20 protein-coding genes and 1 riboswitch are annotated in these 18,899 nt (G+C 67.4%); of the genes, 3 read left to right on the top strand and 17 right to left on the bottom strand.

What is annotated here, in order from left to right; translation table 11 throughout:
• Positions 1-474 precede the first annotated feature (474 nt).
• The 5 genes from ACX12D_RS01570 to ahcY all read right to left on the bottom strand — a co-directional run bounded on the left by ACX12D_RS01570 (position 475) and on the right by ahcY (position 4,470).
• Complete coding sequence (locus ACX12D_RS01570) at positions 475-1,245, bottom strand: Mut7-C RNAse domain-containing protein (RefSeq protein ID WP_459372676.1); 771 nt, start codon at positions 1,243-1,245, stop codon at positions 475-477.
• A 30-nt stretch (positions 1,246-1,275) separates the two neighbouring features.
• Entirely contained in the window at positions 1,276-1,638 is a 363-nt protein-coding gene (locus ACX12D_RS01565; protein WP_459372674.1) for a TfoX/Sxy family protein, read from the bottom strand.
• 22 nt (positions 1,639-1,660) lie between these two features.
• Positions 1,661-2,491, bottom strand: coding sequence for a methylenetetrahydrofolate reductase [NAD(P)H] (metF, locus tag ACX12D_RS01560; RefSeq protein ID WP_441641123.1), 831 nt, complete (start codon positions 2,489-2,491; stop codon positions 1,661-1,663).
• A 62-nt stretch (positions 2,492-2,553) separates the two neighbouring features.
• The gene (locus ACX12D_RS01555) at positions 2,554-2,907 is read right to left on the bottom strand and encodes a phage holin family protein (RefSeq protein ID WP_150989950.1); all 354 of its coding nucleotides are present in this window, start codon (positions 2,905-2,907) and stop codon (positions 2,554-2,556) included.
• Between the two features lie 129 nt (positions 2,908-3,036).
• A complete protein-coding gene (ahcY, locus tag ACX12D_RS01550; RefSeq protein WP_043343154.1) occupies positions 3,037-4,470 on the bottom strand; it encodes an adenosylhomocysteinase in 1,434 nt (477 codons plus the stop codon).
• Positions 4,471-4,601: 131 nt separating this feature from the next.
• A riboswitch (S-adenosyl-L-homocysteine riboswitch) is annotated at positions 4,602-4,682 on the bottom strand.
• A 74-nt stretch (positions 4,683-4,756) separates the two neighbouring features.
• Here ahcY and thiD point away from each other — a divergent pair.
• Together thiD and ACX12D_RS01540 are read left to right on the top strand one after the other, a co-directional pair.
• A complete protein-coding gene (gene thiD, locus ACX12D_RS01545) occupies positions 4,757-5,587 on the top strand; it encodes a bifunctional hydroxymethylpyrimidine kinase/phosphomethylpyrimidine kinase (protein ID WP_459372672.1) in 831 nt (276 codons plus the stop codon).
• 92 nt (positions 5,588-5,679) lie between these two features.
• Positions 5,680-6,120, top strand: coding sequence for a PGDYG domain-containing protein (locus tag ACX12D_RS01540; protein WP_459372671.1), 441 nt, complete (start codon positions 5,680-5,682; stop codon positions 6,118-6,120).
• Between the two features lie 4 nt (positions 6,121-6,124).
• Here ACX12D_RS01540 and ACX12D_RS01535 read toward each other — a convergent pair whose 3' ends face one another.
• Genes ACX12D_RS01535 through ACX12D_RS01510 form a run of 6 tightly spaced genes read right to left on the bottom strand, consistent with a single transcriptional unit; the run spans position 6,125 to position 12,980 of the window.
• Positions 6,125-6,571 (bottom strand): PaaI family thioesterase, encoded by a 447-nt coding sequence (locus ACX12D_RS01535; RefSeq protein WP_006156489.1) that lies wholly within the window; start codon positions 6,569-6,571, stop codon positions 6,125-6,127.
• Between the two features lie 39 nt (positions 6,572-6,610).
• Positions 6,611-6,823, bottom strand: coding sequence for an acyl-CoA carboxylase biotin carboxyl carrier protein subunit (locus tag ACX12D_RS01530; RefSeq protein WP_174426091.1), 213 nt, complete (start codon positions 6,821-6,823; stop codon positions 6,611-6,613).
• Positions 6,823-8,262 carry an acetyl-CoA carboxylase biotin carboxylase subunit gene (locus tag ACX12D_RS01525; protein ID WP_459372669.1) on the bottom strand — a complete coding sequence of 480 codons (1,440 nt, stop codon included), beginning with the start codon at positions 8,260-8,262 and terminating at the stop codon, positions 6,823-6,825. The genes ACX12D_RS01530 and ACX12D_RS01525 overlap by 1 nt, the downstream gene beginning before the upstream one ends.
• A complete protein-coding gene (locus ACX12D_RS01520; protein ID WP_459372668.1) occupies positions 8,259-10,370 on the bottom strand; it encodes an acetate--CoA ligase family protein in 2,112 nt (703 codons plus the stop codon). Before ACX12D_RS01520 ends, ACX12D_RS01525 begins: the two co-directional genes overlap by 4 nt.
• 1 nt (position 10,371) lies before the next feature.
• Positions 10,372-11,382 carry a tripartite tricarboxylate transporter substrate binding protein gene (locus ACX12D_RS01515; RefSeq protein ID WP_459372666.1) on the bottom strand — a complete coding sequence of 337 codons (1,011 nt, stop codon included), beginning with the start codon at positions 11,380-11,382 and terminating at the stop codon, positions 10,372-10,374.
• A 50-nt stretch (positions 11,383-11,432) separates the two neighbouring features.
• Positions 11,433-12,980, bottom strand: a complete 1,548-nt coding sequence (locus tag ACX12D_RS01510; RefSeq protein ID WP_459372665.1) for an acyl-CoA carboxylase subunit beta — start codon at positions 12,978-12,980, stop codon at positions 11,433-11,435.
• Positions 12,981-13,134: 154 nt separating this feature from the next.
• Between ACX12D_RS01510 and ACX12D_RS01505 the strand changes: the two genes are divergently transcribed.
• A complete protein-coding gene (locus ACX12D_RS01505; RefSeq protein WP_459372663.1) occupies positions 13,135-14,925 on the top strand; it encodes a sigma-54 interaction domain-containing protein in 1,791 nt (596 codons plus the stop codon).
• Positions 14,926-14,944: 19 nt separating this feature from the next.
• Here ACX12D_RS01505 and ACX12D_RS01500 read toward each other — a convergent pair whose 3' ends face one another.
• From ACX12D_RS01500 to thiS, 6 genes are all read right to left on the bottom strand, one after another.
• Complete coding sequence (locus ACX12D_RS01500; protein ID WP_459372662.1) at positions 14,945-15,262, bottom strand: hypothetical protein; 318 nt, start codon at positions 15,260-15,262, stop codon at positions 14,945-14,947.
• Positions 15,263-16,051: an AAA family ATPase gene (locus ACX12D_RS01495; RefSeq protein ID WP_459372660.1), complete on the bottom strand. Its 789-nt coding sequence runs from the start codon at positions 16,049-16,051 to the stop codon at positions 15,263-15,265.
• A 59-nt stretch (positions 16,052-16,110) separates the two neighbouring features.
• Positions 16,111-16,614 carry a GNAT family N-acetyltransferase gene (locus ACX12D_RS01490; RefSeq protein WP_459372659.1) on the bottom strand — a complete coding sequence of 168 codons (504 nt, stop codon included), beginning with the start codon at positions 16,612-16,614 and terminating at the stop codon, positions 16,111-16,113.
• Between the two features lie 92 nt (positions 16,615-16,706).
• Positions 16,707-17,840 carry a thiamine phosphate synthase gene (locus ACX12D_RS01485; RefSeq protein ID WP_459372657.1) on the bottom strand — a complete coding sequence of 378 codons (1,134 nt, stop codon included), beginning with the start codon at positions 17,838-17,840 and terminating at the stop codon, positions 16,707-16,709.
• Positions 17,837-18,685 (bottom strand): thiazole synthase, encoded by an 849-nt coding sequence (locus tag ACX12D_RS01480; protein WP_441641116.1) that lies wholly within the window; start codon positions 18,683-18,685, stop codon positions 17,837-17,839. The genes ACX12D_RS01485 and ACX12D_RS01480 overlap by 4 nt, the downstream gene beginning before the upstream one ends.
• Positions 18,686-18,691: 6 nt before the next feature.
• Complete coding sequence (thiS, locus tag ACX12D_RS01475; protein ID WP_150989923.1) at positions 18,692-18,889, bottom strand: sulfur carrier protein ThiS; 198 nt, start codon at positions 18,887-18,889, stop codon at positions 18,692-18,694.
• Between the last annotated feature and the right edge of the window lie 10 nt (positions 18,890-18,899).

Raw genomic sequence — 18,899 nt, 5'->3', positions numbered from 1 at the left:
GGGCACCGTGGCCCGGTTCGCGGGGCCGTGCTCGCACCTCACGGCGCTCGTCCTCCGAGACAAAACCACGAAACCAGCCACACCCGAAACGGCGCAGCACTTCGCCCCGCGAACGGCAGATGTGGGAACGGTCACCGCGCACGAGGTCAGGGGCCTCACGACGTAACCCATAGGTCATGCAAGTGTGATGTCCTCTGGGCCGGTAGGATTCGCCAGCCAACACTCCGGGCCGTACGACGCAACCACTGCCCAACATAAGCCTTATTGCTCTGCTCCCGGCAGGGCGGCTTTCTTTTCGTTAGTTTTCTTTGCCGGTCAAAGAAAAGTGACCGGCAGCCCCCGCAGGGGGATGTCGTATGGCCCTTGGGTGCAAAAACCAACGCCGCAGCAAATAAACAGCGACCAACCCCGCAGGGCAATGTCGTACGGCCCTTGGGTCCAAAAACCAACGCCGATCAAAGAAACAGCCACAAACTACAAACAACGCCCCCCAGCCACCAACTCCTCCACCAAATCCCGCATATGCCGCCAATGCGACCCCTCCCAAAACACCCGCTGGCAGCAATCGCAAGTCACGAACCGCTCCTGGCGCGCGAGCACGCCCGGCGGCACGCGGCCGTCGACCGCGGTTTTGTCGATCGCCCGCAGCGGCACATTGCAGTCCAGGCACAGCGAGAACGGCCGCGCGCTACGAGCCAGGTCGAGCCGCGCGAAGATCTCCCGCAGTTGCGGCGTGGCCTTGATGGCGCGCACGTAGCAGCCGTGGGTGACCCCGCGCCGCTTGAGCAGCTCGCGGTCCCGCGTGAGCACAATGCGGCCCTCGCGCATGGCGATGGCTTCGATCTCGCTATCGGCGTAATGGTTGTCGTAAAGCGTGTCGAAGCCGGTCAGGCGCAGCAGGTGCGCCAGCCCGCCCAGGTGGGCGTCGGCAACGAAGCGGGTCGCGCGCAGCGGCTCGGCGCGCACGCGCAGCAGCGGTGTGACGTCGAAGGCTTCGAACTGGGGATAGACGGAGACGCGGTCGCCATCCTGCAGCAGGCGCTCGAAGCCGCATGACTCGCCGTTCACCAGGATCAGCTCCACCTCGGTATGCGGCACGCCCAGCGCTTCGATCATGTGCTTGACGGTGGCGGCGCGCGCGCAGGCGCACACGCAATCCCGGCCGCGCTGCGCGCGCGGCAGGAAATCGTTCAGTTCCTCGTAGAAACGAAACGTGGCGGTGACGGTGGCGTGGTCGGTGGCCATGGGCCAAAGTATGCCACTGCCCGCAGCGCCTCAGCCCGCCTGGTTGGCCAGCCGCAGCGTGGATTCCACGGAAAGCCGCGCCCAGGCCGTCATGGCCTCGGCCGACTCCAGGCAGGCGGGTGGCGCGCTCAGGTAATGCCGTATGGAGATCTCGCGGCCGTTGCGGCTGTAGCGGAAAGGCTCGCCGCCCTCGGCCTCGAAGCGCCCGCGCGTCTGGTCGTCCACTTTCAGGTAGCAGCGCCCGCCCAGCACCAGCGCGAACACCAGGCCGTCGTAGTACAGGGCGTGGCCGCCAAACATGCGGCGCGTGGTGATCGGGCCGATGCGCGCCGCCAGCGGCCCCAGCAGTTCGAGCAAGTGGTCGATGAAGGGATCGGGACGACGGGCTGGCATGGCGCTGATGCGGACCAATGCCTTAGAGCTTCAGGCGCTGCCAGATGGCTTTGGTCGCGCTGGCTGTGTTGAGCGTATAGAAATGCAGCCCCGGCACGCCGGCCGCGAGCAGGCGCTCGCACAGCGCGGTGACCACATCCAGGCCAAAGGCGCGGATCGACTCGCGGTCATCGCCGAAGCCTTCCAGCCGCTTGGCCACCCAGCGCGGCACTTCGGCGCCGCACATCTCGGAGAAGCGCATCAGCTGCGAGGAATTGGTGATCGGCATGATGCCCGGCACGATCGGTACGTCCACGCCCATGGCGCGCACATCCTCGACGAAACGGAAGTACGCATCGGCGTTGAAGAAGTACTGGGTGATGGCCGAGTCAGCGCCGGCCTTGACCTTGCGCACGAAATTCTCGAGATCGTGGCGGGGCGACTTGGCCTGCGGGTGGTACTCGGGATATGCCGCCACCTCGATGTTGAACCAGTCGCCGGTCTCGGCGCGGATGAACTCCACCAGCTCGTTGGCATAGCGGAACTCGCCGATCTCGCCCATGCCCGACGGCATGTCGCCGCGCAGCGCGACGATATGGCGGATGCCGCCTTCGCGGTAGGTCTTGAGGATCTCGCGGATGCTCTCGCGCGAGGACCCCACGCACGACAAGTGCGGCGCGGCCTCGATGCCTTCGCGCTGGATCTCCAGCACGGCGTCCAGCGTGCCCTGCTGGGTGGTGCCGCCGGCGCCGAAGGTCACCGAGATGAACTTGGGCTTCAGCGGAGCGAGCTGCGCACGCGTGTTGCGCAGCTTCTCGGCGCCCTCCGCCGTCTTGGGCGGGAAAAATTCAAAGCTGAAGTAGCGGTCTTGCATGATGGTGGCGCGCCGCCTATGGCGCGGCGCGCTGAAAAATTGGCATGGGACGCCGGACGGCGTCAGGCGCTGCGGCGTTCGCCGAGCAGCACGCTCGACAGGGCCCAGGAGATCACGCTGTAGAGGATCGAGCCGAGCAGGGCCGCGCCAAAGCCGGTGACCACGAAACCGGCCAGCAGCTTGCCCACGAACAGGAACAGCAGCGCGTTGATCACGAAGATGAACAGGCCAAGCGTCAGCAGCGTCACCGGCAAGGTCAGGATCACCAGGATCGGGCGGATCAAGGTATTCACCAGGCCAAGCACCAGCGCGGCGATCATGGCCGAGCCAAAGCCGCCAAGATGAATCCCATCGATCAGGCTGCCCACCAGAAACAGCGCGGCGGCGTTGATGATCCAGACGGCCAACAATCTCATGACGACTCCTTCGCTCGGGTAAAACGGGTTCGGGGCAGGTTCGGGGCACGGCACCCGCGGCGCGCGGGCGCCACGGGTTGACGATCCGGAGGCCGATCAAACGCAGATCGGCCTGCGGTCACCGGCCGATCAATAACGGTAGTGATCGGCCTTGTACGGGCCTTGCTTGCTCACGCCGATATAGGCGGCTTGCTGCTCGGTCAGCTCGGACAGCTGCGCGTTGAGCTTCTTCAGCTGCAGGCGCGCGACCTTTTCGTCCAGGTGCTTGGGCAGCGTATAGACGCCGACCGGGTACTTGCCGCTTTCGCGTTCCTGCCACAGTTCGATCTGGGCGATGGTCTGGTTGGCGAACGAGCTGCTCATCACGTACGACGGGTGGCCCGTGCCGCAGCCCAGGTTCACCAGGCGGCCCTTGGCCAGGATGATGATCTTCTTGCTGGGTTGATCGCCAACGGCGGGGAACACCACGTGGTCGACCTGCGGCTTGATCTCGTCCCACTCGTACTTTTCCAGCGAGGCGATGTCGATCTCGTTGTCAAAGTGGCCGATGTTGCAGACGATGGCCTGGTCCTTCATCTTGGCCATGTGGTCATGGGTGATGACGTGGTAGTTGCCGGTGCAGGTGACGAAGATGTCGGCCTTGTCGGCAGCGTATTCCATGGTCACCACGCGGTAGCCTTCCATCGCGGCCTGCAGTGCGCAGATCGGATCGACTTCGGTCACCCACACCTGGGCCGACAGGGCGCGCAGTGCCTGCGCGCTGCCCTTGCCCACGTCGCCGTAGCCGGCCACCAGCGCAACCTTGCCGGCGATCATCACGTCGGTGGCGCGCTTGATGCCGTCCACCAGCGATTCACGGCAGCCATACAGGTTGTCGAACTTGCTCTTGGTCACCGAGTCGTTGACGTTGATGGCGGGGAACTTGAGCTCGCCCTTTTGCGCCATCTGGTACAGGCGGTGCACGCCCGTGGTGGTTTCCTCGGTCACGCCCTTGATGGCGTCCAGGTTACGGCTGTACCAGGACGGGTCCTTGGCCAGCTTTTCCTTGATCGCGGCGAACAGGAAGGTCTCTTCCTCGCTGCCCGGGTTGGCGATCAGCGATGCGTCCTTCTCGGCGCGGGCGCCCAGGTGCAGCAGCAGCGTGGCATCGCCGCCGTCGTCCAGGATCATGTTGGGGGTGCCGCCATCCTTCCAGTCGAAGATGCGGTGGGTGAAGTCCCAGTATTCCTTCAGCGATTCGCCCTTGAAGGCGAACACCGGCGTGCCCGAAGCGGCGATGGCTGCGGCAGCGTGGTCCTGGGTCGAGAAGATGTTGCACGATGCCCAGCGCACGTCGGCGCCAAGCGCCACCAGCGTTTCGATCAGCACGGCGGTCTGGATGGTCATGTGCAGCGAGCCGGCGATGCGCGCGCCCTTCAGGGGCTGGGCGGCAGCGTACTCGTCGCGGATGGCCATCAGGCCGGGCATTTCGGTTTCGGCGATGGCGATTTCCTTGCGGCCCCAGCCGGCGAGGCCCAGGTCGGCCACGAGGTAATCGTTCTTCAGGTCAGTCACTGCGTTCATGTATCACTCCGATGAAGAGTGGCGACGAAGGACGAGTGCGGGGAATACGGCCGCGCCATGCAAGGATGGTGAAAACCAAGGCCATTGCATAACGGGCGGATAGGTCGACTCGCCTCCGTGTGTGTGCCACGGATCAGCGAGCGCCGTTGAAGACAGTCCGAGCCTGGCGAATGGCACAATAAGGCCCATTCGTTGCAACGCTCCTCGGAGTGGCGGTATTGTAGCCTGCCCCGGCACGCTTGGCACCGCCACCGCCATGAATTTTTCTTGACCGCCGGCCCAGCACATGACCCTGACGACACACCGCCCCCCGCGCACCCTGACCATCGCCGGCTCCGACTCGGGTGGCGGCGCCGGCATCCAGGCCGATCTCAAGACCTTTGCCGCGCTGGGCTGTTTCGGCATGAGCGCGATCACCGCCATCACGGCGCAGAACACGCTCGGCGTGACCGGCGTGCATGCCATCCCGGCCGACATGGTAGCGGCCCAGATCGATGCGGTTGCCAGCGATATCGGCGTGGATGCGGCCAAGACCGGCATGCTGGGCACCGCCGCCATCGTAGAGGCGGTGGCCGCCGCGGTGGACCGCCATGGCATTCGCCAGCTGGTGGTGGACCCGGTCATGATCTCCACCTCCGGCGCCACCCTGGCGGACGACGCCACCACCCAGGCCATGGTGCGCCTGCTGTTTCCACGCGCCGTGCTGGTCACGCCCAACCTGCCCGAGGCATCCTACCTGCTAGGCCGCGAGATCACCCGCCGCGAAGAGATGGAGCAAGCTGCACGCGACCTGCTCGCGCTGGGCTGCCCGGCGGTGCTGCTCAAGGGCGGGCACCTGGATCCGGCCGATGCCGGCCTGGATGACCTGCTGCTGAGCGCCGGCGGCATCGTGCGCGTGTTCAGGCACCAGCGGGTCGACACCCGCAACCTGCATGGCACCGGCTGCACACTGGCCGCGGCCATTGCTGCCCAACTGGCAAGGGGCGACAAGCTGGAAGACGCGGTGGAAGTGGCGCTGGATTTCGTGGCCGATGCGATTGTGGCGGGCGCCGACTTTGCGCTTGGGGCGGGCAACGGACCGCTGAATCACGGCTTTGCGCCGCGGGTACTGGGCTAAATGCCGGGTTAGGTACCGGGTTAAGTACCGGGCTAAGGAAGGGGCGCAAACCAGCGGTATGATTTGCGCCCCAGCCTGATATCCGCCACGCCATGCCCACCCTCACCCAGATCGACCTGCGCACCGACCCTGCCGCCGCCCCTTACCAAAAGCACGAAGTGGTACAAGTAGCCTTCGCCAAAGAACCCGGCGAACTCATCAGCCTCGAAGGCCCCAACCGCTACCAACCCGGCGACGCGATCATCACGGGCTCCACCGGCGACCGCTGGGTCGTATCCCGCGAGCGCTTCGACCCCAAGTACGAACCCCTGCAAGCCGGCACGCACGGCCAGGACGGCGCCTACCAGAACATCCCTGGCGTGGTGCTGGCCAAACGCATGGACGAAGCCTTCAGCATCGCCCGCTCCGCCGGCGGCGACGTGCTGCATGGCGCGGCTGGCGACTGGCTGATGCAGTACGCCCCGAACGACTACGGCATCGTCCAGCAGGCGCGCTTCGCCCAGGTCTACCGTCCGGCCAGCGGCAACGCCTGAAGCGTCAGTCGCCGCCGCTGCTCAGCGGCACCAGCTTGAACGCCGCGCGTGCCACGCAAACCACTTCACCAGCGGCGTTCTTCACTTCGCCCTCGCAAAACGCGATGCGCGCGCCGCGCCGCATGCAGCGCGCTTCCAGGTGCAGTTCACCGCGTGCCGCGGCCAGGAAATGCGTGGACATATCGATGGTGATCACGCCGGTTTCCAGCGGCGCATGCGAGCGCGCGGCGCCGCTGAGCGTGAAATCCAGCGTGGCCATCAAGGTGCCGCCGTGCACGTCGCCCCGGCTGTTGACCAGGAACGGGCTGACCGGCAGGCGCGTGCGGCACAGGCCCTCTTCCATCCGCACCGGCTGCAGGCCAAGATGGCGCATCAGCGGCACGTCGATGCCGAAGTAGGGTTTCTCGGGCGTGCCCGGCGCTACCGGGACAATCTGAGCGGGACTTTCCAAAACCAGGCTTCCTTGTTCGCGTTATTCACGTTATTCGCGTTATGCGAGTTCCACTACCGCCTGGCCCTCGGCGACGGCGTCGCCGGGCTGCACCAGGATGGCCTTGACCACGCCAGCATATTCGGATTCGAGCGGAATCTCCATTTTCATGGACTCGATCATCATCACGGCGTCGCCGGCCGCAATGGTAGCGCCAACTTCGATGTGGATGGCGCAGACATGGCCGCTTACCGCGGCTTCGATCTTGTTCATCAGGCAGCTCTCTGGGTAGGTTGTGGGTTCTCTGCGGCAGGCGTGGCCAGCACGCGCTGGGCGAGCGCGGTATCGATGCGCCCGGCCAGGAAATCGGGATGCGCGAGCACGCGCAGGATGAAAGGGATGTTGGTCTTGACGCCGGCAACGGCGAAATCCCGCAGCGCCGCGCGCAGCGTGGCGATGGCCTCGCAGCGATCGGCGCCAGTGGCAATCACCTTGGCCAGCATGGGGTCGTAGTACGGCGTGACGCGGGCGCCTTCGGCGTAGCCGGTTTCCACGCGGATGCCCGCACCTTGCGGCGGGCGGAATACCTCCAGCGGGCCAGGCGACGGGAAGAAGCGCACCGGATCCTCGGCATACACGCGCGCCTCGATGGCATGGCCTTGCGCGGGGACCCGGCCGCCCGGCAGCACATCATCGATGCGCTCGCCGCGCGCCAGCCGGATCTGCGCGGCCACGATATCCACGCCGGTGATCTGCTCGGTGACGGCGTGCTCCACCTGCAAGCGCGTGTTCATCTCCAGGAAGACGAATCCGGTGGCCGGCGTGTGCAGCATTTCCACCGTGCCGATCACGTCGTAGCCGATGCCGGACAGCAGCGCCGAGAGCTTGGCCGCCATGGCTTCCACCTCGGCACGGTCCAGCCCGTGCGCGCGCGCTTCTTCGATGACCTTCTGGTGACGGCGCTGCACGGAGCAATCGCGCTCCCACAGGATGCGCACGCCGCCGTGCCGGTCCGCCAGCACCTGGAACTCGATATGGCGCGGCTGCTCGACCAGTTTCTCCAGGTACAGCTCGGCCTGGCCAAAGCTGCGCTGCGCCACCGAGCGCGCCTGCTGCCAGGCCGCGGCCAGGCCGGCCGCATCACGCACCGGCACCATGCCGATGCCACCGCCGCCGCCGGCGGGCTTGATCAGCACCGGATAGCCGATACCCTGCGCCGCGGCGGCAACGGTGTCCATGTCGTCGGGCAGCACCTCTGAGCTGGGCGCCAGCGGCATGCCTTGCGCGGCCATGAAAGCGCGCGCTTCGGTCTTGTGGCCAAGGCGCCGGATCCAGTGCGGGGACGGGCCGATAAAGCACAGGCCGGCGGCTTCCACGCGCTCGGCGAAAGCGGCGTTTTCCGACAGGAAGCCATAGCCGGGATGCACCGCATCGGCGCCGCTGGCGCGCGCGGCTTCCAGCAGCTTGTCCTGGTCCAGGTAGCTGGCCAGCGGCGGCGCTTCGCCCAGGCGCAGCGCGGCATCGGCTTCGCGCAGGTAGGGCAAGCCGGCGTCGGCATCCGAGTACACGGCGACCGATTCCAGGCCCAGCCCGCGCAGCGCACGGATGATGCGCGCTGCTACCGCGCCGCGATTGGCGACCAGCACGCGGCTTACCCGACGTACTGAAGGTACCGGATGTTCTGTTCCGCAGGCTTTCGTCGTGGCATTCATGACGTCTCTCCCGCGCGGATCACCACCGCGTCGACCAGCACCGGCGCCACGCCGGCGCGGCTCACCATGACCGGGTTGGCGTCCACCGAGCGTACCTGTCCCTGCGCCTGCGCCATCCAGTCGCCCAGGCGCACCAGCATTTGCGCCAGCGCGTCCACATCGACCGCCGCCATGCCGCGCAGCGCGCCGAAGGCGCGCGCAATGCGCAGCCGGCCGATGGCCTCGCGCGCCTGCGTGGCGTTGAAGGGAGCGACGAGAAACTGCACGTCGTCTATCGCTTCGACCAGCACGCCGCCCTGCCCCACCATCACCACCGGTCCATAGACATCGTCGATGTGCGCGCCCACCGCCAGCTCGAAAGCACCGCGTTGCTGGCGCGCCAGCAAGACGCCGCCATGCCCGATGCCCTGGCTGGCAGACAGCCCTCGCAGCACACGGTCCAGGTCATGGAAGGCAGCCAGTGCCTGCGCCTCGTCGGCAAGGCCTAGGCGTACCAGCCCGAGCTCGGACTTGTGCGTGATATCGGGCGAAACGCCCTTGGCGACCACTGGCGTGCCCAGCTCGGCCAGCGCGCGGCGCACGTCATCCGCGCTGCGGCACAGGCGATGCTGCACGACCGGCAGACCGGCCTGCGCCAGCGCCGCCAGGCTTGCCACTTCGTCGAGCGATACGTTGGGGGCCGCATTGTCTTTGGCGAACACCGGCGGCAGCGCGGCGGGCTCGGCCAACGCGGCGGCATTCACCGCCGCGTGCCGCGCGAGCATGCCCAGCGCGCGCATGGCGGCACGCTCGCTGTCGAACACCGGCACGCCTTGCGCGCGGAACGCCTGCGCCACCCATTCCTGGTTGGCGCTGACCGCCACCGGCACGCCGCTGGCCGAGGCAAAGCGGCCGGTCTGCGCGGAGAAGCCGGCAAAGTCGTAGCCCTCGCCGCCGATAGGAAAGCCCACGTAGATCATGTCGGCCTGGCGCTGCGCGGCCACCACTTCCAGCGTCTGCCCGTAGATGTGCGGCTGGCCCAGCAGCGCGGTGGTCATGTCGATCGGATTGCGCGCCGACACGAACGACGGCAGCACTGCCTTGAGCGCGGTCTCCCCATCGCCTTCGAACTGGCACAGCGCGAGGCCCTGATCCTCGGCGGCATCGGCCGCCAGTACGCAGGTAGCGCCGGAATTGCTGATCGCCACTACTTTGCGTCCGCGCGGACGCTGCCCGCCGATAAACACCTGGCTGTACTCGACCAGCTCGCGGAAATCCGCCACGCGCTGGATGCCGTGCTGGCGCAGGAAGGCGTCGGCCAGTGCGTCCTCGCCGGCCAGCGCTCCGGTGTGCGAGCTGGCGGTGAGCTGCCCGGCCTGCGTGCGGCCAGCCTTGACCGCGAGGATGGGAATGTCGCGCTGATGCGCGACGCGCGCGGCCTGCGCCAGCACAGCCGGGTCTTTCAGCGATTCGATATAGAGCAACAGCACCCGGATGTCCGGATCGGCCGCGACCGCGCGCAGCACCTCCGCGGCAGTGATGTCCGCCTCATTGCCGGTCGCCACCATATAGCGCACGCCGATGCCCTTGCGGCGCAGGCCACCGTAGACGATGGACGAGCCCGCGCCGCTCTGGCTGACGATGGCGACCGGCCCGTCCTGGCCGGCCTCCTCGTTGATCATGGTGGAGAAATGCAGGATGGCGCCATCGCGGAAGTTGGCCACGCCCTGCGTATTGGGGCCGAACAAGCGCAAACCGCCCGCGCGCGCGCGCTCGACCAGCCTGCGCTGCTGCGCCGCGCCGGCTTCGCCAAGCTCCGCAAAGCCAGAGGAATAAATCACCGCTGCGCGCGCATGGATCGCCAGGCACTGGTCGATGGCCTGTTCGACCTCCTGCCCGGCAACACTGACCACCACGACATCGGGCGCATCGGGCAGCGCGGCAAGTTCGGGATAGGCCTGCAGGCCCTGGATCTGCGCGCGATTGGGATTGACCGGATACACACGACCGGCAAAGCCGTAGCGGCGCATGTAGTCGATCGGCCGGCCGCCGGCCTTGATCGGATTGTCGGAGGCCCCAAGGATGGCAACCGAACGCGGGGCCAGCAGTTCAAGAATGTTGTCGCTCATCTCAATCCACCTTCACCTTGGCTTCGGTGGCCACGCGCTTCCACTTGACCAGTTCCGCCTGCACAAACGCGCCGAACTGCTCGGCATTCAGCGTGCCGGGCGTGGTGCCGCTCTGCGCCAGGTTGGCCTTGGACTCCGCCGTGTTCATGCTCTTCACCGCATCGCGGTTCAGGCGTTCTACCAGCGGCTTGGGCAGGTTGGCCGGGCCATAGAAGCCGATCCACGTGGTGGCCTCGTAGCCGGGCACGCCCTGCTCGGCAATGGTGGGCACATTGGGCAAGGCCTCGCTGCGCTTGGCCGAGGTCACGCCGATGGCCTTGACCTTGCCGTCCTTCACATAGGGCGCCATCGTCATCACGTCATGGAACAGCGCGGGAATCTGCCCGCCGAGCAGGTCCGACAGCGCCGGCGCCGCGCCCTTGTAGGGAATATGCGTCAGCGGCGTGTTGGTCATCAGCCGCAGCAGTTCCCCCGACATATGCGTGGCGCCGCCGATGCTGGATGAGCCGAACGACAGGCCGTCCTTTTGCTTCTTCGCGTACGCAAGGAATTCCTGCAGGTTCGACACCGGCACATTGTTGTTCACCACCAGCACATTGGGCGTGGTCGCCAGCAGCGCGATCGGCGTAAAGTCCTTGCTGGCGTTGTACGGCAGCTTGGGCCGCACCGCGGGATTGATCACCTGGTGCGTGGCGCTGACCAGCAGCGTGTAGCCGTCCGGGTTGGCGCGTGCCACGATCTCGGTGCCGATCTGGCCGCTGGCGCCGGCGCGGTTATCCACCACGAAAGGCTGCTTGAACTCGGCCTGCATGTCGCGCGCGATGCGGCGCGCCAGCAGGTCGGTCATGCCGCCGGCGGGAAACGGCACGACGATGGTGACGGGCTTCTGCGGCCAGTGCTCCTGTGCCTGCGCGCCGGTGGCGCTCAGCAGTGCGGCGCCAACGGCCAGCGTGGCGGTGACGATGGCATTGAGGGTGGGACGGTGCGCAAGGATAGGTCGGTGATTGGGCAAGGCGGTCTCCATTATTTTGTTGTGTCTGATTTGCCTGGTGGTCTCTCGTCTCAGGGCCGGATGCCGAACTTGCGCACGCCCGGTTCGCGCAGCGGCGCCGCCAGGTTGGCGAACTCGCACAGCAGCGCGCGCGTATCGCGCGGGTCGATGATGTCTTCCACCACGAAGGCTTCGGCGCTGCGGAACGGCGAGGTCAGGCTGCGCACGCGCTGCTCGATCTCGGCGCGCTTTTGCACGGGGTCGTCGGCGCCTTCGATCTCGGCCTTGTAGGCGACTTCCAGCCCGCCCTCGATCGGCAGCGAGCCCCAGTTGCCGGACGGCCATGCATAGCGGAAGTTGAAGCGGCCCATGTGCTGGTGCCCCGCCGCCGCCACGCCATAGGCGCGGCGCAGGATCACGGAGCACCACGGCGTGGTGGCCTGGTACACCGCGGCCAGCGCGCGCACGCCATAGCGCATGGTGCCGGCCTTCTCGGCTTCCAGGCCGATCTGAAAGCCGGCGATATCGACCATATTGATCACCGGGAGGTGGAAGGCTTCGGCCAGGTCCACGAAACGGATGAATTTCTCCGCGGTGGGACCGTCCCAGCCACCGCCGTAGTGATACGGATCGCTCGCCACCACCGCCACTGGCCAGCCATCCACGCGGGCCAGCCCGGTCACGATGGCGCGGCCCCAGTGCCGCCCCATCTCGAAAAAGGAGCCCTGGTCCACCAGCGTCTCGACAATGGGGCGCACCTTGTAGACGGAGCGGCTGTCGCGCGGGATCGCGCCAAGCAGCCATTCATCGCGGCGGGCGGGATCGTCGGTTGGCTCAACGCGCGGCGGCAGCTCATGCACCGAGCCCGGCAGGTAGGACAGGAAGCGGCGCGCGCGCGCAAAGGCTTCTTCCTCGCTCGCCACTTCGTCATCGACCACGCCGTTGCGCGTATGGATCTGGCTGCCGCCAAGCTCGTTCTTTTCCAGTACCTGGCCGATGCGCGCCACCACCGGCGGGCCGGCGTTGAACAATTGCGCGGTGCCCTTGACCATCACCGAGTAGTGGCTCGCGGCCACGCGCGCCGCGCCCATGCCGGCCACCGAGCCCAGCGCCAGCGACACCACCGGCACCAGCGACATGTTCTCCACCACGTGCTGCCACACCTTCATGGTGGGGATGTTGGTGTAGCCCTTGTTCTCGATATTGCGCACGGAGCCGCCACCGCCGGTGCCGTCTACCAGCCGCACCATGGGCAAGCGCAGGTCGTGCGCCATCTTCTCGGCGTGGATCAGCTTCTCGCCAACGGCGCCGTCGTTGGCGCCGCCGCGCACGGTGAAGTCGTCGCCCACCAGCACCACCGGGCGGCCGTCCACCTTGGCGCGCCCCATCACCAGGTTGGCGGGCGTCAGGCCCACCAGGCGGCCATTGCTGTCGTACTGGCCGCTGCCGGTGAGCGCGCCCACCTCGCGGAACGATCCGGCATCGGCGATCGCGTCGATGCGCTCGCGCACGGTCAGCTTGCCGGCGTCCTTGTGCCGCTTGACCTTGTCGGGCCCGCCGAGCTGCGCGGCGAGTTGCTTGCGATAGGCCAGTTCATCGATTTCGGGCTGCCAGGACACGGCGGTCTCCTTAGTGCTGTTGTAATGGTCGTGGGCTATCTAAACGCAGCAAACGTGCCAGGCGCACCAGCCCTTGATTTCATTGTTCTTTTTATGGCCCGCTGATATTGTGTCCGCAACAAGGACACAAAAGTGCCCACGACGGAGACACAATATGTCGTCACCAGCGACACCCGAAGACACTTTCCCCGGCGCTGAAGACAGCCTTGGTGTACTGGTCGCCAGCCACGCGGGAGACGTGCTAGCCAGCCTGGGACTCGCCGCCAACACCAAGCTGGCGACCGCGGCACTGGCCGCCAGCGCACGGCTCGCTGGCGACGGCGACTCCGCCCAGGACGCGGGCCACCTGTTCGAATGCAGCCTGCCTGGCCCCGACAGCGAGCCCGCGCACCGCTTCATAGCCATGCGTCTGCGCGACCGCGAGCGGCAGGTCATCCTGCTGCGCCCGGCCGCGCGTGATGCAGCCCTCTTCGACTTCCTCGGCGCGGTGCCCTTTGCCGGCGCGATCCTCGATCACTTCATCACCAACCCCTACCAGGCCATCACCGTGGCGGACCGCGCGGGCAAGGTGCGCTTCATCAGCCCGGTGCACGAAAAATTCCTCGGCCTGCGTACGGGTGAAGGCACGGGCCGGCCCGCGGTGGACGTCATCCCCAATTCGCGCCTCGCGCAGGTGGCAGCCAGCGGCAAAGCCGAGATCGGGCAGCTGCAGGAGATGAACGGTGTGACACGCGTGGTGAACCGCATCCCGATCAGCGCCGCGGGCAAGGTGGTTGGCGCCATCGGCCAGATCCTCTTCAAGGAGCCTGAGGCCATCGGCCGCATGCATCGCGAGATGACGCAGTTGCGCTCGCAACTGGCGCAGACACAGCGCGAGCTCGACGCGTTGCGCGAGCAGCAAGCCGGCGCCGGCCCCGGCCTGCTGATTGGCGATAGCGCACCCATGCAGCGGCTGCGCCGAGAGATCGACACGGTAGCGCGGCTGGACGTGCCGGTGCTGATCCTCGGCGAAAGCGGCACCGGCAAGGAACTGGTGGCACGCGCCATCCACGGCGCCAGCCGCGCGGCCCAGGGCAAGCCGCTGGTCAGCCTGAACCTGGCCGCGCTGCCCGCCACGCTGATCGAGTCCGAGCTGTTCGGGCATGCGGCGGGCGCCTTCACGGGCAGCCATCGCCTTGGGCAGGCCGGCAAGCTGGAGCAGGCGGCCGGCGGCACGCTGTTCCTCGACGAGGTTGCCGATATCCCGATGGAGATGCAGGTCAAGCTGCTGCGCGTGCTGGAGGACCATATGGTGGAACGGCTGGGCAGCCGGCAGGCGCAGCGCGTGGACTTCCGGCTGGTGGCGGCAACCAACCGCGACATCCAGGCGCTGATCGATGGCGGGCGGTTCCGCCTGGATCTGTATTACCGCCTGAGCGGCGTGGTGCTGCGCATTCCCGCGCTGGGCCAGCGGCGCGAGGACATCCCTGCCCTGCTGAGCCATTTCGTGCGCGGCTTCTGCGCGCGCAACCAGGTGCCGGTGCCGGAAGTCGCGTCCGAGGTGCCGCGCTACCTGGCCGAGCGGCGATGGCCGGGCAATGTGCGCCAGCTCAGGCAGAAGATCGAAGAAGCGCTGGTATTCTGCGACGCACGCGTGCTGCGCGCGGCGGATTTCGCCCGGGGTGAGGAAAGCGCGGTGGCATACAGCCTGAGCGAGCCGCCGCTGCCGTATGGCGAGGCGCTGGACGGGGCGGTGGACGGGGCGGTGGATCAGGCGGCGGATGAGGCTGAGATCGATGCGGGTGCCACATCGCCGGCGGACCTGCGGGAAGTCGCGTACGAGGCCGTGCTGCAGGCCATCGCGCGGCACGGTGGCAACAAGAAGCGCGCGGCGGAGCAACTGCGTATTTCACGCTCGCATCTGTACAAAATCCTGGCACGTGGCGCACGTGGCGCGCGCGGCTGAGCGCAGGCGTTTGCCTGGCCTACAGGATCTCCCGGACGAACCAGGCATTGAAGCGGTAAAGCGCAATGGTTGGCATCACGGAAAACAAGAACAGGCTGACGACAGCGCGCCGGTTCCTATACAGGTAGAGCGCCAGCAGATCCCGCAGCGTGTAGCTGGCGACCAGCACCAAAAGCGGAATGTAGGCCAGGAAACAAAACAGGAAAATCCAGACAAAGGCGCCGCCCTGTCGCGCTCGGTCAAGCATGCCAACACCGGCGATCCAGTGCGCATCCCCGCCACTGAATGTGAGAAGCAGCATCAACAGGGAGACGATCAGCGTGGGATAGCGGAGCATTCAGACCGGCCCTCTCTCGCCGCCCGGCTCATCGCCCGGCTCGCCGCCAAACAGCACGCGCAGCATGCGCTCGGGATTGGCCAGGAAATCGCGCGTCACGCGAAAGTGCTCGGTGTCCTGATAGTCGATCCGCGCCACGCCGTCCGGCGAGCAGGTGTAGATCCACGCATCGGGATAGGCCATCAGGATCGGCGAGTGCGTGGCGATGATGAACTGCGAGCCGTTTTCCGCCAGATCGTGGATGCGCGACAGCACCGCCAGCTGCCGCTGCGGCGACAGCGCCGCCTCGGGCTCGTCGAGCAGGTAGAGCCCGTTGCCGCCAAAGCGATGCATCATCAGCGCGAGAAACGATTCGCCATGCGATTGCTCGTGCAACGATCGCCCGCCGTAGGCGTTGATGATGGGTGGGCTGAAGGCCGGCTCCTGGTCAAGGCGCTCGATTTCCGTAGCCACGTTGAAGAAGCTCTCCGCGCGCAGGAAGAAGCCATCGCGCGGGCGCTTGAAGCCGCGCGCGACGCGCAGGTATTCGTGCAGTACCGAATGCGACCGGCGCGTGCCGAAGCTGAAATTGCGCGAGCCGCCCTCGGCGTTGTAACCCAAGGCCACGGCGATGGCCTCCATCAACGTGGACTTGCCCGAGCCGTTCTCGCCAACCAGGAAGGTCACCTTGGGGTGCATATCCATCGCGTCCAGCGTGCGCACCGCGGGCAGGCTGAAGGGGTAGCGCTCGAAGCTGTCGACGATGTCGCGCCGCAGGGTGACGCGGCTGATGAACTGGGACGAGATCATGGGGTTCGCCGGAGTGGATGGCAGGGCACTATCGTAACGCAGCGCGGCGCCGGCATAGCTCACAACGCCAGGCGCATGGCGATGCGTTGCCGCAAGCCGAGCGCCGCCTCGCGCGCCAGTGCGGCGCGGAGCGTCGGGCCGAGATCGGCTTCATCGAGCCGGTGAAAGCCGAGGCTTGCGTAGAACGGCGCGTTCCACGGCAGGTGGCTGAAGGTGGTGAGGTTGAGCGACCGCAGGCCTTGCCGGCGGAAAGCATCGGCCACGGCGCGCACCAGTGCGCGGCCGAAGCCGCGGCGGGCAAGGGCGGGATGGACGTCCATCTCATCAAGATAGGCATGCTGGCCAAGCACGCTGGCGAGCGCGAAGCCGGCTGGCGTGCCGTCGGGGGCGATGGCGACCCACAGGCGGCGCTCGCGCTGCGCGCGTTGCAGGTCGTCGAGCGGGGTGATTTGCTGGCGCAGCGCGCGAGGCAGGTCGGATTCGGGGAATAGCTCAGCCGCTGCGCGTTCGATGGCAGGCAGGCCGGGTACGTCTTCGGGTGTCGCTAGGCGAATGACTGGCATCGGTATGCGGCGGAATGTGGCAAGCCCGGGCGCCCGGAGCGAGAGCGGTCAGACGCACGCATGCGTGCCCTCCCTCCGGGCCAGGCGGCACATCAAGCCGCCGGAAACATCCCCAGCAGATTCGTCACCGCCGCCGGCACTTCAGCCGCCTCGGTAATCGCGCGCACCACAGCCGCGCTGCCAACGCCAACCGCCAGCACCTGCGGCAAGCGCGCCGCATCGACGCCGCCGATGCCCACCAGCGAGGGCACCACAGGCTGCATCATCTTGACGTAGGCGTGGAAGCGGCCCAGGCCCTGCGGCGCGGTCGGCATGATCTTGGTGGTGGTCGGGAAGATCGCACCCAGCGCAAGGTAGCTCGGGCCGATGGTGGCCACGCGCAGCATCTCGGCATAGCCGTGCGTGGACACACCAAGGCGCAGCCCGGAGGCGCGCAGCGCATTGAGGTCGGCTTCGTCGAGGTCTTCCTGGCCGAGGTGGATGCCATAGATGCCGCTGTCGCCACCCTGGCTGGCGTGGTAGTCGATGGCAGCCCGCCAGTGATCGTTGATGAACAGGCGCGAAGCGCTGCCGCGCGCGGCCTCGGCGGCACGCTTGATCTCGCTGCGCACGGCCTGCGCGTCGCCGGACTTGAAGCGCAGCTGCACGGTGGGCACCGCCAGCGGCACCAGCCGCTCGATCCATTCGGCGCTGGGCACCACCGCGTACAAGCCCAGCGGCGGGCACGGCGCGAAGGGCTCGGCGCGCTGCTCCGGCGCGACCAGCGCGGCGTGGCGCACGTGCGGGAAGCGCGTGAAATCCACCGGCCAGTCCAGCGAGCCCGGCTGCCAGGCGCGTGCCAGGCAGAGCGCATCGTGCGCGGGGAAATGCAGCGCCAGGCAAGCCAGCAGCACGGCGACGAAGGCCGGCGAATGCGCGGTGTCGTCGTCGGCATGGGCACTGAAGACCCAGGTGCCCATCGGCGAGCGCACGGTGTCGCTCCACTGCCCGCCTTCGCGGTCGCTCTCGATGGCGATGGCGCCGGCGGCGGCAATGCGCGCCAGCGAGGCCTCGTCGGCCTCGCCGTCGAACAGCACCACGTCGGCATCACCAAGCGCGGCGGGGGGGTTGCCCTGCACCCACGCGCGCCAGGCTTTGTCGCTAGTGCCGAAGGTGGCGCCATAGCGCGCCAGCAGCGTGTCGCGCAGCGCAGCGTCGATGCCGGCAGGGAGAAGATTGCGGGTCATGCGCGGTCCTCCACGCCTTCGGCGTGCCAGAAGGGCATGCCCACCACCGGCGTGCTGGCCTGCGCGATATCGCGCTCCGGCATGGGGCCGGCCAGGTAGGCGGTGCGGCCCGCGTCCACAGCCAGCGCGAAGGCGCGTGCCATATTGACCGGATAAGCAGCCTGCGCCACGGCGGTGTTCAGCAGCACGCCGTCGTAGCCCCACTCCAGCACCTGGGCCGCGTGCGACGGCAGCCCGAGGCCGGCGTCGACGATCAGCGGGGTATCCGGCAAGCGTTCGCGCAACAGGCGCATGGCGTGCGGGTTGACGGCGCCCTTTCCGGTGCCGATGGGCGCGGCCCAGGGCATCAGCGCCTGGCAGCCCACGTCCAGCAGGCGGCGGCAGAGCACGAGGTCCTCCGTGCAATACGGCAGCACCTTGAAGCCTTCCTTGATCAGCGTCTCGGCCACGGCGGGCAGGTTGAGCGTGTCGGGCTGCAGCGTGTAATCGTCGCCCACCAGCTCAAGCTTGATCCAGTCGGTCTCGAACACTTCGCGCGCCATCATGGCGGTGGTGATGGCTTCCTGCGGCGCCATGCAGCCGGCGGTATTGGGCAGCACCGGCACGTTGAGCGAGCGCAGCATCTGCCAGAAAGCCTGGCCGCCCTCGCCATCGCCGACCGAGCCCTGGCGGCGCAGCGCCACCGTCAGCATGGCGGGCCGGGCCACCTCCACCGCGGCCTGCAGCGTGGCGGGAGACGGATAGCGCGCGGTACCCAGCAGCAAGCGCGAGGCAAACGACTCGCCATAGAGCACGAAGGGGTCGGCGAACAGGTCGCGCCGGGGTTCTGCGGAATTGAAGGTCATTTGGGGTCAGCCTCCCGTCACGGGTTGCACGAGGTCGATACGATCGCCGGCGGCGAGCACGGTGGCCGCATGCGCGGCGCGTGGCACAAACTGGCCGTTGAGCGCGGCGGCAAAAGGCGGCGCGATGCCCGCGCCCGCCACCGCATCGGCCAGCGTGGCGTTATCGGCAAGGGCGAGCGGACGGCCGTTGAGCAGGATATCCATGGTCATTGTC

The organism is Cupriavidus sp. PET2-C1, assembly GCF_054515855.1.
Note: the sequence above shows the minus strand (reverse complement) of the source record. Positions and strands in the feature narration are given on the sequence as shown.